This is a genomic window from Janthinobacterium sp. 13, from assembly GCF_002749695.1.
Lineage (GTDB): Bacteria > Pseudomonadota > Gammaproteobacteria > Burkholderiales > Burkholderiaceae_D > Janthinobacterium > Janthinobacterium kumbetense.
The window spans coordinates 2,089,365-2,105,556 of the sequence record NZ_PEEQ01000001.1 but is presented as its reverse complement, the minus strand read 5'-3'; the positions used below and the strand labels follow the sequence as shown (position 1 = coordinate 2,105,556).

Genomic DNA, 16,192 nt, shown 5'->3' with positions numbered 1-16,192 from the left:
ATTACAAACGTTGCGGCCCGATTCCGGCCATTCTTTTTGAAAATGCCAGATATAAATCGTGCAACTGGGCAATCTGCGGCGCCAGGGCGACCAAATCGCCATTATTGTCGATCACATCGTCCGCCGCCGCCAGGCGCATGGCGCGCGTGGCCTGCGTGGCCATGATGGCTTTGACTTGTTCTTCCGATAAGCCATTGCGCGCCATCACGCGCGACACTTGCAGGCTTTCCAGGCAATCGATGACGAGCACCCGGTTGACGCGTTCCACCCATCCGCCGGACTCGACGAGCAGGGGAACGGCAAAGATCACATAGCTGCCCGTCGCTTCGGCGGCGGCCACCAGGGTCGCCTGGCGGATGCGCGGGTGCAGGATGGCTTCCAGTTTTGCCTTGGCGGCGGCGTCGGCGAATACGAGGTTGCGCATTTTTGTGCGGTCGAGGGCACCGCGCGCATCGGTGTAGTCGGGGCCAAATTCCGCCACCAGGGCCGGCATGGCAGCGCCATTGGGCGCCGTCAGGCTGTGCGCGATCTGGTCCGTGTCGACGATGGAGGCGCCCAGCGCGGCGAACTGGTCGGCCACGGTGCTCTTGCCGCAACCGATGCCGCCGGTGAGACCCACGCTGAAATACGGTGCGTTATGAAGTTGCATGTGTTTTTCCATAGGGGCAGTGTTGCGCGGGTCAGCTGGTCAGGCCCAGCGTGAGGCGCGACAGGGGCGTGCCGTACAGCAGCGCGATCAGGCCTGCCGCCGCCAGGTAGGGGCCGAACGGAATCGGTTTGTCGCGCCCCCGCTTGGCAAACACGATCAGGCCGATGCCGACCACGGCGCCCACCAGCGACGACAACAGGATGATCGTCGGCAGCATGGTCCAGCCCAGCCACGCACCGAGCGCCGCCAGCAATTTGAAGTCACCATAGCCCATTCCCTCCTTGCCTGTCGCCAGCTTGAAGGCCCAGTACACGGCCCACAGGGCCAGATAGCCGGCGGCCGCGCCGATGACGGCGTCTTGCAGGGGCACGAAAGTACCATTGATATTGATCAGCAAGCCGGCCCACAGCAGGGGGAAGGTGAGGTCGTCGGGCAGCATTTGCGTATCGGCGTCGATGAAGGTCATGGCGATCAGCAGCCATGCAAACACGAGCGTGGCCAGGCCCGTCCAGCCGCTGCCGAAGTGCCAGACCAGGAGGGCCGACAGCGCGCCCGTCAGCAGCTCGACCAGCGGATAGCGCACGGAGATGGGCGCCTTGCAGGCGCTGCATTTGCCGCGCAACAGCAGATAGCTGACGACGGGAATGTTTTCCATGGCCGTGATGCGGTGGCCGCAAGCGGTGCAGTTCGAGTGCGGCAGCATCAGGTTGTAGCGGTCCGTGTGCGGCAAGGGCAAGCCGCTTTCTTCCGCCACATAATTGTCGGATTCGCGCTGCATCATTTTCGGCACGCGGTGGATCACCACATTCAGGAAGCTGCCGACGATCAGGCCGAACAGGGCGGCAACGAGGGCGACGGGCAGATTGCCGGGCGCGGCGAACAGCAGGGTATCTTGCAGCATGGTGAATTTGTCTGAGGTGATGAATGTTGCCGTGCAAACATTGCCTGGCACTGCCGCAGTGTAAAACATCCGCCGGCACATGGGGACGTTTTAGGCGGGTGAATGGTCAAATCACGGCCCCCAGCTTGAAAATCGGCAAATACAGGGCGATCACGAGGGAGCCGACGAGCACGCCAAGCACCACCATCAGCGCCGGTTCCAGCAGCGTGGAAAGGGTGGCGACCATAGCGTCGATGTCCGCCTCGATGATGTCGGCCGCGCGCGACAGCATGGCGTCGAGCGCGCCGGACTCCTCGCCGATCAGGGCCAGCTGCGTCAGCAAGGGAGGGAACACGCCGCTGTGTTCCATGGCCAGGGCCAGGCTGCCGCCGGCGCGGATTTCGCGTTCGATGCGCGTCGTCGCTTCCTGGTACAGCGCGTGGCCGGAGGCGGCGCCCACCAGGCCGAGCGAGTCGAGCAGCGGTACGCCGGCGGCGAACATGGCGGCCAGGGTGCGCGTCCAGCGGGCGATCGCCGCCTTGCGCAAGAGGGGACCGAACACGGGCAGGCGCAGCGCCCGCAGTTGCGTGTTGCGCCGCCACGCGGGAGAGCGGCGCCAGGCCAGGTGCAGCAGCACGCAAGCGAGCACGAGCACCGCCAGCAAGGCCAGCCAGTAGCGGACTACAAAGGCGGACACGCCCATGACGAGCAGGGTGGGCAGCGGCAAGGGCGCGCCGAAGCTGTCGAAGACCTGGCGGAAAGCGGGCACGACCACGCTCATGATGATGGCCGTGACGACGATGGCGACGAGCACGATGGCCAGCGGATACATCAGCGCGCCGCGCACCTTCCGCCGCAGGGCGATGGCCTTTTCCTGGTGCGTGGCCAGGCGCGCCAGCAAGTCTTGCACGATGCCTGCCTGTTCGCCTGCCGCCAGCAGGTTGCAATACAGTTCGTCAAACAGCAGCGGGAACTGGCGGAACGCCTGCTGCAGGCTGCTGCCCGCTTCGATGTCGTGGCGCAAGTCGCGCATCAGCGCCGTGATCGCAGGCTTGGCATGGCCCTTGCCGGCGATGTCGAAGGCGTGCAGCAGCGGCACGCCAGCCGCCATCATGGTCGACAGCTGGCGCGTAAACAGCGCGATATCCTTGCGCGTGATGGCCTTGCCGGGTGCGCTGCGCGCAGCCTGCACCCGGGTGGCCAGGATGCCCTGGCTTCTCAATATTGCCTTGGCAGCGCAGGCGTCGGCGGCGCGCAAGACACCATCGACCGGCTTGCCATGGCGGTCCGTGCCCTTCCACGCAAAGCGCCGCTCGGCCGCCATGTGCACCTCCTGTCATCACGATAGCAGCGTCAGGAAAAAGTACCAGCGGCGCTGGCGGCAAGCTTGATGTGGCTCAGCCTTTCGTGGTTTGCACTTCCGTCTGCACAGCGGCCTGGGCCTTGACGTCGGCCGCATCCTCCTCGTCGCTGTCCGTGCCCTTGCTGATGCTTTCGCCATCGTCGCGGCGCAAGGTCCAGAAGGTCAGCGAGGACAGCACCGTCAGGGCGGCCAAGGTGAGGAAGGCGTGGTGCAGGGCCGTGCTGAGCATGGCGCGGTCCGACTGCGGCATGTCGCCCAGGTACCAGCCCGTGATCAGCGAACCGAAGGCGAGGCCAAAGCTCATCGACAGTTGCTGCATCGAGCTGGCGATCGTGCTGGCCATGCTCGAATCGTTCTTGTCGACGTCGGCATACGCGATGGTATTCATGCTGGAAAACTGCAGCGAATTGAAAAAGCCCATGCACAGGCTGATGGCCACGATGACGTACAGGGACGTGCCCGCGCTCACCTGCGAAAACATGGCGATGGTCACGCCGATCAGCACGGTGTTGACGATCAGTACCTGGCGATAGCCGAAGCGGGCCAGCACGCGCGCGGAAATGAATTTCATGCCCATGGCGGCAGCGGCCGACGGCATCATCAGCAAGCCCGATTGCCAGGCGGGCAAGCCCAGGCCCAGCTGGTACAGCAGCGGCAGCAGGAAGGGCAGGCCACCCACGCCCAGGCGCGTGACGAAGCCGCCCACCACGGAAACGCGGAAGGTGCGGATCTTGAACAGGGTCAGGCGCAGCAGCGGATGCAGCACTTCGCTCGAATGCCAGACATACGCGGCCAGCAGGCTGATGGAGATGAACAGCAGCACGGCAAACGAGGTGCCGTCGATGCGGTGTTCGCCAAAAATTTCCAGCAGCCATGACAGCAGCGCGATGCCCGTGCCGAACAGCACGAGGCCGATCAGGTCCAGCGGACGGGGCTTGTCACCGTAGTAATCGGGCATGTAGCGGTGCGCCAGGTACAGCGCCACCAGGCCGACAGGCACGTTGACGAAGAAAATCTCGCGCCACGACAGCCAGTGCACGATCAGCCCGCCCACCGTGGGCCCCAGCAGGGGACCGATCAACGCGGGGATGATGACGAAATTCATGGCCGCCAGCAGTTGCGACTTGGGAAAGGTGCGGATGATGGTGAGCCGGCCCACCGGCATCATCATGGCCGCGCCCACTCCTTGCAGCAGGCGCGCGGCCACCAGCATGGGCGCATTCACGGACAGGCCGCACAGGATGGAGGCGAGGGTAAAGATGGCGACGGCGGCGGAAAACACGCGCCGCGTGCCGAAGCGGTCGGCCATCCAGCCGCTGATGGGAATGCACACGGCCAGGCTCAGGATGTAGCTGGTGACGACGGCTTTCAGGCTCAGCGGCGTCACATTCAGGCTGGCGGCCATGGCGGGGATGGCGGTGTTGACGATGGTGGAGTCGAGTTGCTCCATGAACAGGGCGGTGGCAACCACCCAGGGAAGGTAGCTTTTAATGGGGGAACTGGTCATGGATGCGAGCCTGAAGAGGAGAAACGGAGCCGACAGTACGATGAATTGTCACATAAATGACGCAGGCGTGCCGCCCGCGCCTTCCCTTTTGGCAACGTGCCGGGGGCGTAGTCCATGGAACATTTGTTCTATGGCAATAGATTGCTGGCAAGGCTAGCATGTGTTTTCTGGCAGCTCCTACCTCTTTTCCCCGAAAGTCACTCCGCATGAAAAATGCACTTACGTTCCTTGTCCTGGGCGCGGCCCTGTCCGCATGCGGTGGCGGCAGCGATGGCGGCACGCCAGCGACGCCGGTGACACCGCCGGCCGTCGTGACGCCTCCCGTCGTTCCCGCCGACAGCGTGACGGTGGCGTCAGTTGCCGTGGCCAGGGACGCCGGCTTGAGCGTCATTGCCGGCGCCAGCGCCGATGAAAGCGTGTATGACGTGGCTGCCGATATCGGCGACACCTGGCGCATCACGTTCGACAGCGTCAAGAAAACCTATGCCATCCGCGTGCTGTCGACGCAGTTCGGCTTGAGCGACCGCAGCGGCACGTTTACCGCGTCCACCACCGGCAATCTCACCACTTACACGGCAACGGATTTCAGCGTCGCCGTCGATGCGCGCACGCGTCTTCTGTCTGGCAATATCAAATTGGGCAACATGGTCTCGACCGTCAGCGGCACCGGCTATGCGGTGGGTGACGTGGCCAAGCTGGCCGGCAACTATATCTTCCTGGGCGGTATGCGCAATGCCTCGAACGGCGGTGACCGTTTCAATCCGAAAGGCAGTCTCAAGATCGCTGCCGACGGAGGGGCCCAACTGTGCAATGGCGGTGTGTTCAACGCGCAAGGCGTGTGCTCGCCAGTATCGCCGCTGCTGGAAGCGGAAAACGCCAGCCTGACCCTGGTCAAGGATGCGAAGAACGGCTTGCTCGTCGCCCGCCAGGGCAGCCAGGACTTCGGCATCGTGCACGTGCATGCGGGGGACCGGGGGCTGGCGCTGTTCATCGACCGCTACAGCCGTAATCAGGAAAACGTCCTGCGCGTGGGCACCATCGTGGCGGCCAGACAGCAGAAAATCGGCACGGAAATCAATGGCAGCTACGCCTGTGCGGCGCAGGGTGGCACGACGGGCAAGATCGACATCGCCAGCAATGTGGCGACCATCACCAATAACGGCACGGGCAAGGTGCACGCGGAAAACGTGACCCTGAACAAGCTGGGCTTGGGTGCGCAGGCCGTCGATGTCGATGGCATTGCCGTGTTCAAGGACCCCGCCGACGTGCCGGCCGACTATTCGATGTTCATGCCCGTGTCATCGAGCATGGCCGTCGAATTTTCGACCGACCGCTCGTACATGGGCATGTGCCTGAAAAAATAATCGTTAGCGATTGATGCGATCCAGGGCCGCCAGCAGCGGGATGGCCGCATCGGCGATGCGTTCGAGGCTGGCCTCGCGCAGGGCGGCGGTATCCACCGTGTGGCCGGAGTCCAGCCCCGCCCAGCGCAGCAGCGCCGCACACGCGGCGGGCGTGTCGAACATGCCGTGCAAATAGCTGCCGAGGATTTGCCCGTCGCCCGATACCGCCCCTTCCGGACGGCCGTCGATGAGGAAGGCCGGCTGCGCCAGCGCGGCGCCATGCGAGACACCCATGTGGATTTCATAGCCTGCCACGGGCGCAGCGGCCGCGCCGGCAAACGCGCAGTGGCCGCGCACCTGTTCCAGCCGCTTGTCGCGCGTCAGCTCCGTCGCCATGTCGAGCATACCCAGTCCCGCCGACTCTCCCGCCGCGCCTTCCACGCCCAGCGGATCGCACACGCTTTGCCCCAGCATCTGGAAGCCGCCGCAAATGCCGAGCACCTTGCCGCCGTAGCGCAGGTGTTTTGCCAGGTAGGCGGGCCAGCCTTGCTGCTGCAGCCACGCCAGGTCGCCGCGCGTGTTTTTGCTGCCGGGGAGGATCACCAGGTCGGCCGCTGGAATCGGCTGTCCCTGTTTGATGAATTGCAGGTCGATATCGGGATGGGCGCGCAGCGCGTCGACATCCGTGTGGTTGCTGATGCGCGGCGTTTGCGGCACCACCACCTTGAAGGCGCCGCGTTCGGCTTGCATGGCTTCGACGGCGTCCTCTGCGTCGAGGAACAGGCCTTGCAGGTAGGGCAGCACGGCCAGCACGGGTTTGCCCGTCTGCTGTTCCAGCCACTCGATGCCGGGTTGTAGCAGCGAGATATCGCCGCGGAAGCGGTTGATGACGAAGCCAAGGATGCGCGCCCGTTCGCTGTCGGACAAACAGGCCAGGGTGCCGATGATGTGGGCGAAGACGCCGCCACGGTCGATGTCGGCCACCAGGATCACGGGACAGTCGACGGCTTCCGCAAACCCCATGTTGGCGATGTCGCGCGCGCGCAAATTGACTTCGGCGGGGCTGCCCGCGCCTTCGACGACGACGGCATCGTACTGCTGGCGCAAGCGCGCGTACGATTCCAGCACGGCGCCCATGGCGATGGTTTTATATTGCTGGTAGTCGCGCGCATCCATCTCGGCGCGCACTTTGCCGTGGATGATCACTTGCGCACCCGTGTTCGACGATGGTTTCAGGAGCACCGGATTCATGTCCGTGTGGGGCGCGATGCCGCAGGCCAGCGCCTGCAAGGCTTGCGCGCGGCCGATCTCGCCGCCGTCGCTCGTCACCGCGCTGTTCAAGGCCATGTTTTGCGGCTTGAACGGCGCCACCGTCACGCCACGGTGTTTCAACAGGCGGCACAGGGCCGCGACGACGGTGCTCTTGCCCGCGTCCGACGTCGTGCCTTGCACCATCAGGGCGGGGAAGGGACTCTTCATGCTTGCTGCTCTTTCTGATTCTCCTGCCACTGCGCGATGATGTCGCTGATCTGGCGCAAGCCTTGCGTGATGGCGGCTGGACCGGGCGAAAGAATGTCGGGCGACTTGATCTCGAACAGCATGTCATTGCGTACGGCGGGAATCGCATCCCAGCCCGGACGTGCCGTCAGCTGCGCCGGCTGGAACTTCTTGCCGCACCAGGTGGCGATGATGATGTCGGGCGCGCGTCGCACCACTTCTTGCGGATCGGCGATGATGCGCTCTTTCGCGCCCGGCTGCGCGGACAATTCCGGGAAGGCGTCCGTGCCGCCGGCGATGTCGATCAATTCCGCCGCCCAGCCGATGCCGCTCATCAGCGGATCGTTCCACTCTTCAAAGTAAATCACGGGCTTGCGCGTCCAGGCTGCGGCGCGGGCCCGGGCGGCTGCGATGTCGGCGCGCAGGCTGGCGACCAGTTCACGTCCCGCTTCCTCGCGCTGTACCAGTGCGGCCAGCACGCCGATCATGCGCAGGATGCCTTCCACCGTGCGCTGGTTGAACTGGTGCACTTCGATGCCAGCCTTGACGAGGTCGCGGCAGATATCGGCCTGCATGTCGCAAAAACCGATCACGAGATCGGGCTGGACGGCCAGGATGCGCTCCAGGCTGGAAGAGGAAAAGCCGCTGATCCTGGTCTTTTCCTCGCGCGCGCGGGGAGGGCGCACGGTAAAGCCGGAAATGCCCGCGATGACGTCTTCCGCGCCCAGCGCATACAGCGTCTCCACGGCTTCCGTCGACAGGCAGGCGATGCGCTGGTAGTGACTCGCTGCGTGACTCATGGCGCGGCCTTGGCGGCGGGCGTGTTGCGGCGCTGGCGTGCCACTTCCAGCTGCTCGCACATGGCGGCCGTGCCCTCGATCATGCGCGGGCCGGCGCGGTTCAGCAGGTCGCCATTCAGTCGGAACAGATTATTCTTGCGCACGGCCGTCATCGACGGGAAGGCGCGCCACATGGCCAGGCCGCCTTCGCTGCGCGGATCGCTTTTTTCGCTGGTGCCGAAGATGACTTCAGGGTCTTCCTGCAGCACGCCTTCCGGCGTGACAACGGGCGCCACCACCTTCATCGCGGCAAACACGTTCTGGCCGCCGCACACGCGCATGGAATCGCTGATGATGCTCGCGCCGCTCAAGGTATATAAAGGTTTGTCCCACACCTGGTAAAACACACGCACGGGCGGGCGCTGCGCGTATTGCGCCGTCAGGCTGGCCAGTTTGGCGCGCAGCTGGGCCGCCGCCGGTTTGGCGGTTTTTTCCGTTCCCATCAACTGCCCCAGGCGCTCCATGCTGTCGGGGATATCGGCCAGCTTGCGCGGTTCGCTGTGATAGATGGGCACCTTCAACTGGCGCAGCATGGCGATCTGGCGCTCGGCGCTGCCATGCATCCACACGACGATCAGGTCCGGCTTCAGGGCGATGATGCGTTCCATGTCGTACTGGCGGTTGTCACCCACTTGCGTGATCTTCTTTGCAGCTTCCGGGTAGTCGCTGTAGCTGACGACACCGGCGATCCTGTCGCTGCCACCGGCCGCGAACAGCAGTTCCGTCACATGCGGCGCCAGCGCCAGGATGCGCCGCGCCGGTTTTTCCACGGTGACGGCATTGCCGTCGTCGTCGCGCACGGTGATGGCGGCCTGCGCCTGCAGCGAGACCAGTCCGGCCAGCAGCAGTGCTGTTTTCAAGTGATTCATATGTGTTTCCATGTGGTGAGGGCCTGCTGCAGGCGCAGCCAGGCGTGTTCGTCGGGGGGCAGGCCCAGGCGGATGCCGTGGGCGGCGTGGCGGAACAGGCGCACCCAGATGCCTGATTCCGCCATGTGGCGCCAGAACGCCTCGGCGCGCTCTTCCGGCCACCACTGGAACAGCGCCGTGCCGCTGCTGGCGATGCCGTGCGCTGCCAATAGCTGGCGCAGGCGCGTGCCTTCGCCGCGCAGGCGCTCGCGCATCGCGTCCTGCCAATGCGTGTCGGCGAGGGCGGCCAGCGCCACGTGCTGCGCCGGGCCGCTGACGGTCCATGGGCCCAGCAGGTCGGCCAGCTGTGCCAGCAAGGCTGGATGGGCGGCGACAAAGCCCAGGCGCAGTCCCGCCAGGCCAAAGAATTTGCCGATGGAGCGCAGCACGATGAGTCCGTGCCGGGCAGAGTGGGAGCCCAGGCTGGCGCACGCTTCCGTGTCGCCAAACGCTTCATCGAGCACCAGCCAGCCGCCGCGCGCGGCCAGCTTGCCTGCCCACTCCAGCAGCAGCTCGGGCGCGATGCGCTCTCCCGTGGGATTGTTCGGGTTGCAGACGACCAGCACGTCGCAATGCTCCACCGCATCGGCCAGCTGTGCATACGGCACTTGGCGCAACTGGTGGCCGTGCTGGCCCCAGTGGTGCGCATGTTCCGCATACGACGGCGCGGCCACCACCACGCGCGACGGCGCGCGCAGCCGGGGCAGGGCCTGGATGGCAGCCTGCGTGCCGGCCACGGGCAGCATGGCTGGCGCGTCGTAATACGCGCAGGCGGCAGCGGCCAGCGCGGGATCGGCTTCCGGCAGCCGGTGCCAGGCGTTGGCGTTCGGTGCTGGCGCTGGATACCAGTGCGGGTTGATGCCGGTCGACAGGTCGATCCAGTCTTCCAGTGGCCTGCCGTATTCGCGCGCGGCGTCGCGCAGGTTGCCGCCATGTTCAAGCAAGGTATTTTCCCTTCAGGTAGAACAGGCTTGCCAGCAGCGCCACCCAGATCAGCCACAGCACGGCCGTTTCGGCCACCAGGCGCCAGGCGCGGTCGATATCGCGCGCTTCGGCGGGACGGCCACTACCCAAAGGCGGGCGGTGTTCCAGCTCGCCGTCGTAGATGGCGTCGCCGCCGAGGGCCAGGCCCAGGGCGCCGGCGCCGCTGGCCATCACGGGGCCCGCATTCGGGCTGCCCCAGTTGGGTGCCTGGCTGCGCCAGCATTGCCACGCGCGCTGTTTGTCCGCCATGGTCTTGCCCAGCAAGACGTACGACAGGGCCGTCAGGCGCGCCGGCAGATAATTCAACAGGTCGTCGATGCGCGCGGCGCAGCAGCCGAACCAGTCGTAGCGTGTATTGCGGTAGCCCCACATGGCGTCGAGGGTATTGGCCAGCCTGAAGAGCACGGCGCCGGGGCCGCCCGCCACGGCAAACCAGAACAGGGTGCCGAACACGGCGTCGTTGCCGTTTTCCAGCAGGGATTCGGTGCTGGCCTTGGCCAGGCTGGCCGCGTCGGCATTGGCCGTGTCGCGGCTGACGATGCGCGCCGTCAGCAGGCGCGCGTTGTCCAGGTCATCGATGGCCAGGGCGTCGGCGATGGGCTGATTGTGGTCGCGCAGGCTGCGCAGGCCCAGACATAGGTACAGCAGGAAAACGTGGAGGGCGGCGCCCGCCAGGCCGCACAGCCAGTAGGCGGCATAGCTGATGGGGAGCACGGCCAGCGACCACGCCAGCACGCCGCGCAGGAAGCGCCCACGGCCCCGGTTCAGCAGGCGCTCCAGCGCGCTGGCGAGGCGGCCAAAGCCCACCAGCGGATGCCAGCGGCGCGTCTCGCCTAACAGCAGGTCGAGCAGCACGCCGGCCGTCATCAAAGCAGCCAGCATGGGCAGCGACAAGCCGCTCAGCATGGGCCGCCTTTCAGGTACAGGGGCAGGCCGGCGGCCACAAAGACAGCCTTGTCGCACACGGCCGCCACGGCCTGGTTCAAACGGCCCGCTTCATCGGTGAAGCAGCGCGAGATGGCGCCGTAGGGCACGATGCCCATGCCCACTTCGTTCGACACGAGAACGAGGTCGCAGCCGGTGTCTTCGCTTTCGGCCAGCGCATACAGCAGGTGCGCGCGCTCGCTGTGGAACAGTTCAGGCAGGGCGATGTCGCCTACGTCCGGATAGGTCTCGCCGCTGGAAAACATCAGATTCGTCAACCATAGGGTCAGGCAGTCGACCAGCAGCAGCCGGCCTGGCAGTGCTTCCCGCAGGATGGCGTCGCCCAGGCGCAGCGGTTCTTCCAGGGTTACCCACTCGGCCGGGCGTTGTGCTCGGTGGTGCCTGACGCGCGTGGCCATTTCAGCATCGCCCGCCTGCGCGGTGGCGATGTAGATCACTTCCTTGCCGGACTCGCGGGCCAGCGTTTCCGCATGGGCGCTCTTGCCGGAACGGGCGCCGCCGAAGACCAGGGTGCGCGTCATGGCGCTGTTACCACTCGGTGCCGATTTGCGCGCCGATGCCGGCCGCATAGGCATGCTTGACAACGGCCATTTCCGTGACGGTGTCGGCGATGGCGATCAGTTCGTCCGGAGCGCCGCGGCCCGTGATGACCACGTGTTGCATGGCCGGGCGTTCCAGCAGGTCGGCGATGACTTTATGCACGTCGAGGTAGTTGTACTTGAGGGCGATATTGAGCTCGTCGAACAGCACCAGGCCGTAGCTGGGGTCGGCCAGGAAGGTCTTCGCCTGTTCCCACGCCAGTTCGGCCTTTTCGATGTCGCGTTCGCGGTTTTGCGTTTCCCAGGTATAGCCTTCGCCCATCGCATGAAAACTGATTTCATCGGGGAAGCGGCGCAGGAATTTTTCTTCGCCCGTCGACATGGCGCCCTTGATGAACTGAACCACGCCCACTTTCATGCCGTGACCCATGGCGCGGATGGCCATGCCGAAGCCGCTCGAACTCTTGCCCTTGCCATTGCCCGTGTTGACGATGATGATGCCGATTTCCTTGTCGGCCTTGGCGATGGCCGCGTCGATGATGGCTTTTTTGCGTTCCATGCGTACGCGGTGGCGTTCGTTGATGGCCGCGGTGTCCGCATCGATTGTCTTCTTGTCGCTCATGTCAGTCCTCTTTCGGTATGAATATCTTGCGTTTGCCGTGATCGATGATCTCGATCGGGTGGCCCAGGTAGTCGCCCAGGATGGATGCCCGCATTACCTCGGCCACCGGACCGGCCAGCCAGCCGCCGTCGCCCATCAGCAGTAGCGCATGGGTCGAGACGCGGTGCGCCAGGTTCAGGTCATGCCCCACCATCACCACGGTTTTACTCTGTTCGCGGCACAGCTTTGACAGCAGGCCCATGACGCTGACCTGGTGCGCCAGGTCCAGCGCATTGGCCGGTTCGTCCAGCAGAAGCAAGGGCGTGTCCTGCGCCAGCATGGCGGCGATGGCCACGCGCTGGCGCTCGCCGCCCGACAGGCTGCGCACGTCGCGCTCGGCCAGGTGTTCGACTTCCATCGCCGCCAGCGCCGCCAGGGCGATGCGCTGGTCGTCGCTGCCTTCCCAGTAATGGTTGTCGTGATACGGGTGGCGCGCCGACAGCACGGTTTCGATGACGCGGTACGAGAACGCATCGTGCCGCGCCTGCGCCAGGAAGGCCCGTTCGCGCGCCAGTTCGTCGAGCGGCCAGTCGACCAGGGCGCGGCCCTGTATGGTCACGTGGCCCGCATCCGGTTCGCGCAAGCCGGCCAGGGTGCGCAGCAAGGTGCTTTTTCCCGCGCCATTGCGGCCGATCACGCTCCAGCATTCGCCATCCCTGATTTGCCAGGTGAGGTTTTCCACGAGGGAGCGCGTGCCTGCCTTCAGGCCAAGTTGGTAGGTACGTATCATGTGCGTCGCAACCGGTGCAGCTGGTACAGGAAGACGGGCGCGCCTATCATGGCCGTGACCACGCCGACGGGCAGCTGCAACGGTGCCAGCACGGTGCGCGCAAGCGTGTCGGCCAGCACGAGGAAGGTGCCGCCGACCAGTGCGGCGGCCGGTATCAGCAGGCGATGATCGGGGCCGCAGGCAAAGCGCAGCGCATGCGGCACGATCAGGCCGACGAAACCCACGCTGCCGGCGCTGGTGACGGCGCTGGCCGTGAGCAGGCCGGAACAGAAGAACAGACCCTTGCGCAGGGCGCCTACGCGCACGCCCAGGGTGCTGGCCGCCTCCGCGTGCAGCGCCATGACGTTCAGCGAGCGCGCGCAGCGCAAGGCGAAGACCAGGGCACCGGCCAGGACCAGCCAGGGCATCAGCCGCGCGGGCGCGCCGGACAGGTCGCCGATCATCCAGAACACCATGCTGCGCAAGCGGCTTTCCGGGGCGATGGACAGCATCAGGGTGACGATGGCCATGCAGGCCGAGGCCAGGATCACGCCCGTCAGCAGCAAGAGCGAGGCGCCGCCTTCGGCCGCCGTACCGCCGCGCAGGTCGCGGCGCGCAAAAAAGTACAGCAGCATGGACACCCCGACGGCACCGGCAAAGGCCGCTGCGTCGACCACCCACAGCGCGCACATGAACAGCAGCGCGGCCAGCGCGCCGACGGAGGCGCCGGCGGAAATGCCCAGCACGTACGGATCGGCCAGGGGATTGCGCAGCAGCGCCTGCATCATCAGGCCGGCCAGCGACAGTGCCGCGCCGGTGACAAAAGCGGTCAGCGCGCGGCCAAGGCGCAGGTCGAGCAAGGTGGCGGCGAGGGTATCGGTCTTGCCCTGCACGACATGGAACAGGGCGGAAGGCAGGTCGGCGAGCGGGATCGCGATCGAACCGATCATGCCGGAGAAAATCAGGCTGGCAACCGCGCACGCGATCAGCACCGTGAGGATTACGGTGGCGCGGTGGCGCATATTGCGGAAAAATGGGTGCATGTACTGCCTTAAAAACGGGGACTGCAGAACTGCATCTGCGGGCGATGGCGGCATGCCATCGCCCGCAGCTTACATCATTACAACATGGTTATTTCGAGCCGTAACGCAGGCCGACGAAGAAGTTGGAACCAGCGGTATTGTAGTCACGTGCCAGTTCATATTTCTTGTCAGTGATATTGTTCCAGCGCGCCAGGACCGACCAGTCCTGCGCTACCTGGTAGGTGGCAAACAGGTTTAGCAAGCCATAGCCGCCCAGTCGGGTCTTGTTGTCGATATCGTCATAGCGCTTGCCCGACAATTGCAGTTCGGCGCCGGTTTTCAGCTTGGCGATGCTGTAGTCGGCTGCAAAGTTGGCGTGCTTTTTCGAGCGGCGCACCAGCAGCTTGTCGGTGGTTTCATCACGCGGATCTTGCAGGTCGATATTGCCGCTGATGCCAAAGGCGCCGAACTGATGGCGGCCGGCCAAGGTGAGACCTTCCAGCAAGGCCTTGTTGACGTTATAGGCGCAGCCATAAGGATGGGTCGATGCTTCAACCGGGCATGTGTTTGCATAGATCAACAGATCGGTCACGCGGTTATGGTAATACACGGCACTCAACTGCGTCTTGCCATCATCGTAGCGCAGGCCCATTTCCGCATTGCGGCCCTTTTCAGGACGGTTGCTGGCAATGCCATAACCTGGGTAATACAGTTCATTGTAGGTCGGCTGGCGGAAGCTGGTGCCATAGCTGGCGGTAGCGCGCAAGGCATTGTTGATCTGGTAGCCGTAACCAAGGCTGCCGGTGGTGGTCGAACCACTTTCCGACATCTTGTCGCGGCGCAGGCTGGCGCTGAGCAGGTGCTGGTCGCGCTTCATGGTGTAGGAAGCTGCCAGCGACTTGGTGTCGCGGGCACGATTCAAGATCGGCTTGGCGCTGGAGACGACTTCTTCCTTGCGGTAGCTGGCCAGCAATTGCAGCGTGTCGACGCCGATGGCGATGTCATTTTGCCAGTCGAAAGTCGATTGCTTGGTTTCCAGAGAACTCTTGCCGGCCGCGCCCGCAGAGGTGTCCTCGTTGGCCTTGTCGCGTGCTTCGGCAACTTGTACCTTGCTGTGCCAGCCTGGAACGAATTCATTGTTCATGAATACGCCGATGTTTTCCAGTTTTTGATTGCTGCGCGTATCGTAGCCAGGCCCGCTGTCGTACTGTGCTTCAAGTTTGCTGTTCATGAACATCAGGCCCAGGTCGTGCCCCTTGGCCAACTGGAAGCCAAGCTGGCCCGTGACGCTTTTCTTGTCGTAGCCGTCTTTGTCGGCGTTGTAATAGGAATTACCTGGTTTGGTGGCCGAAAAGCCGTCACTTTTTTCCTTGCTGACGTTCAGCGAGTAGCTCAGGCTATTGTAGCCACCGGTTGCACCCGAAACGCTGGCGTCATATTGACGCGTGGCATCGCTGCCAAAGCCGACCGATGCGCCAACCACGGGTGTGCCGCTCCCCTTTTTGGTGAAAATCTGGATGACGCCGCCGATGGCGTCGGCGCCGTACAGGGTGCTCAAAGGGCCGTAGATGATCTCGATACGGTCGATATTGGCCAGTGGAACCGGGCTCCAGGTGGCGGTTCCCAGTGTCGAGGAACCGATGCGGACGCCGTCCACCAGAACGATATTTTGGGTACTGTTCGCGCCACGGATGTATACAGACGACGCCGTGCCTGCGCCGCCATTGCGCGTCACTTCGATGCCGCGCTGTTTTTGCAGCAACTCGGTGACCGAGCCTGCGCCCGAACGGGCGATATCTTCGCTGGTGATGATTTTCGTATCGGCCAGCAATTCGCTGGCTTTTTGTGGAGTGCGGGTCGCGGTGACGATCACCGGATCGAATGTGTTTGACGTGGTCTGGGCGAAAGCGGCAGGCGCGGCAATGGCTAGCGCGAGCGACGTGAGGGCCGCGTGGCGGGAAACAGCATGGGTCATGATAATTTTCAGTAAGTAATATGCAACCAGCCGACGTCCCCGTAGGCCAGATTGAACAGAAGTGGGAACTGAAGATGACGATCGAAGACGGCCAGTCGGCCATTCGGATCGCGAACATCCCCGTTCGCACACTTCCACCTGTCCTGGCCGGTATCCGGGCTGGCAAGTACGGCTATCTCACCTTCCCATGCTCGATGATTGCAAGCACAGTGGTTGTCAGAGATAGCTTGTCGCCCGTTTCCGGTAGGGAGGGGCGACACTTGCTTACCGTTGCGGGGGCAGCACACGCTCGCCGCGATCGCGGCATCGTGTTTCCCGTTTAACTGCGCTCATGGACATGAACGCGGGCACCAAAACCCCGCCATTATACG

15 protein-coding genes and 1 riboswitch are annotated in these 16,192 nt (G+C 64.4%); of the genes, 1 reads left to right on the top strand and 14 read right to left on the bottom strand.

Annotated features, from left to right (window positions below):
* Position 1 precedes the first annotated feature (1 nt).
* From coaE to CLU94_RS09130, 4 genes are all read right to left on the bottom strand, one after another.
* Positions 2 to 649, bottom strand: coding sequence for a dephospho-CoA kinase (gene coaE, locus CLU94_RS09145; RefSeq protein WP_099665417.1), 648 nt, complete (start codon positions 647 to 649; stop codon positions 2 to 4).
* 31 nt (positions 650 to 680) lie between these two features.
* Positions 681 to 1,550, bottom strand: a complete 870-nt coding sequence (locus CLU94_RS09140; RefSeq protein WP_099665416.1) for a prepilin peptidase — start codon at positions 1,548 to 1,550, stop codon at positions 681 to 683.
* Positions 1,551 to 1,656: 106 nt separating this feature from the next.
* Positions 1,657 to 2,853, bottom strand: coding sequence for a type II secretion system F family protein (locus CLU94_RS09135; protein WP_099665415.1), 1,197 nt, complete (start codon positions 2,851 to 2,853; stop codon positions 1,657 to 1,659).
* 73 nt (positions 2,854 to 2,926) lie between these two features.
* Positions 2,927 to 4,399, bottom strand: coding sequence for a DHA2 family efflux MFS transporter permease subunit (locus CLU94_RS09130; RefSeq protein WP_251351090.1), 1,473 nt, complete (start codon positions 4,397 to 4,399; stop codon positions 2,927 to 2,929).
* Between the two features lie 206 nt (positions 4,400 to 4,605).
* On the opposite strand from CLU94_RS09130, the gene CLU94_RS09125 reads away from it, so the two are divergent.
* On the top strand, positions 4,606 to 5,763 hold the full coding sequence (locus CLU94_RS09125; RefSeq protein ID WP_099665413.1) for a hypothetical protein: 1,158 nt from the start codon (positions 4,606 to 4,608) through the stop codon (positions 5,761 to 5,763).
* Between the two features lie 3 nt (positions 5,764 to 5,766).
* Here CLU94_RS09125 and CLU94_RS09120 read toward each other — a convergent pair whose 3' ends face one another.
* The 10 genes from CLU94_RS09120 to CLU94_RS09075 form a co-directional block, all read right to left on the bottom strand.
* Complete coding sequence (locus tag CLU94_RS09120; RefSeq protein ID WP_257218738.1) at positions 5,767 to 7,221, bottom strand: cobyric acid synthase; 1,455 nt, start codon at positions 7,219 to 7,221, stop codon at positions 5,767 to 5,769.
* Positions 7,218 to 8,039 carry an ABC transporter substrate-binding protein gene (locus tag CLU94_RS09115; RefSeq protein WP_099665412.1) on the bottom strand — a complete coding sequence of 274 codons (822 nt, stop codon included), beginning with the start codon at positions 8,037 to 8,039 and terminating at the stop codon, positions 7,218 to 7,220. Before CLU94_RS09115 ends, CLU94_RS09120 begins: the two co-directional genes overlap by 4 nt.
* Complete coding sequence (locus CLU94_RS09110) at positions 8,036 to 8,947, bottom strand: cobalamin-binding protein (RefSeq protein WP_099665411.1); 912 nt, start codon at positions 8,945 to 8,947, stop codon at positions 8,036 to 8,038. The genes CLU94_RS09115 and CLU94_RS09110 overlap by 4 nt, the downstream gene beginning before the upstream one ends.
* Positions 8,944 to 9,930 (bottom strand): threonine-phosphate decarboxylase CobD, encoded by a 987-nt coding sequence (cobD, locus tag CLU94_RS09105; RefSeq protein ID WP_099665410.1) that lies wholly within the window; start codon positions 9,928 to 9,930, stop codon positions 8,944 to 8,946. The genes CLU94_RS09110 and cobD overlap by 4 nt, the downstream gene beginning before the upstream one ends.
* Complete coding sequence (gene cbiB, locus CLU94_RS09100; protein WP_099665409.1) at positions 9,923 to 10,876, bottom strand: adenosylcobinamide-phosphate synthase CbiB; 954 nt, start codon at positions 10,874 to 10,876, stop codon at positions 9,923 to 9,925. The genes cobD and cbiB overlap by 8 nt, the downstream gene beginning before the upstream one ends.
* A complete protein-coding gene (cobU, locus tag CLU94_RS09095; protein WP_099665408.1) occupies positions 10,870 to 11,436 on the bottom strand; it encodes a bifunctional adenosylcobinamide kinase/adenosylcobinamide-phosphate guanylyltransferase in 567 nt (188 codons plus the stop codon). Before cobU ends, cbiB begins: the two co-directional genes overlap by 7 nt.
* A 7-nt stretch (positions 11,437 to 11,443) precedes the next feature.
* Positions 11,444 to 12,076, bottom strand: a complete 633-nt coding sequence (cobO, locus tag CLU94_RS09090; RefSeq protein ID WP_099665407.1) for a cob(I)yrinic acid a,c-diamide adenosyltransferase — start codon at positions 12,074 to 12,076, stop codon at positions 11,444 to 11,446.
* Between the two features lies 1 nt (position 12,077).
* A complete protein-coding gene (locus tag CLU94_RS09085; protein WP_099665406.1) occupies positions 12,078 to 12,845 on the bottom strand; it encodes an ABC transporter ATP-binding protein in 768 nt (255 codons plus the stop codon).
* Entirely contained in the window at positions 12,842 to 13,867 is a 1,026-nt protein-coding gene (locus CLU94_RS09080; RefSeq protein WP_099665405.1) for a FecCD family ABC transporter permease, read from the bottom strand. Before CLU94_RS09080 ends, CLU94_RS09085 begins: the two co-directional genes overlap by 4 nt.
* Positions 13,868 to 13,955: 88 nt before the next feature.
* Positions 13,956 to 15,959 carry a TonB-dependent receptor domain-containing protein gene (locus tag CLU94_RS09075; RefSeq protein ID WP_306558299.1) on the bottom strand — a complete coding sequence of 668 codons (2,004 nt, stop codon included), beginning with the start codon at positions 15,957 to 15,959 and terminating at the stop codon, positions 13,956 to 13,958.
* Positions 15,950 to 16,191: riboswitch (cobalamin riboswitch) on the bottom strand. Its footprint overlaps the gene before it by 10 nt.
* Position 16,192 lies beyond the last annotated feature (1 nt).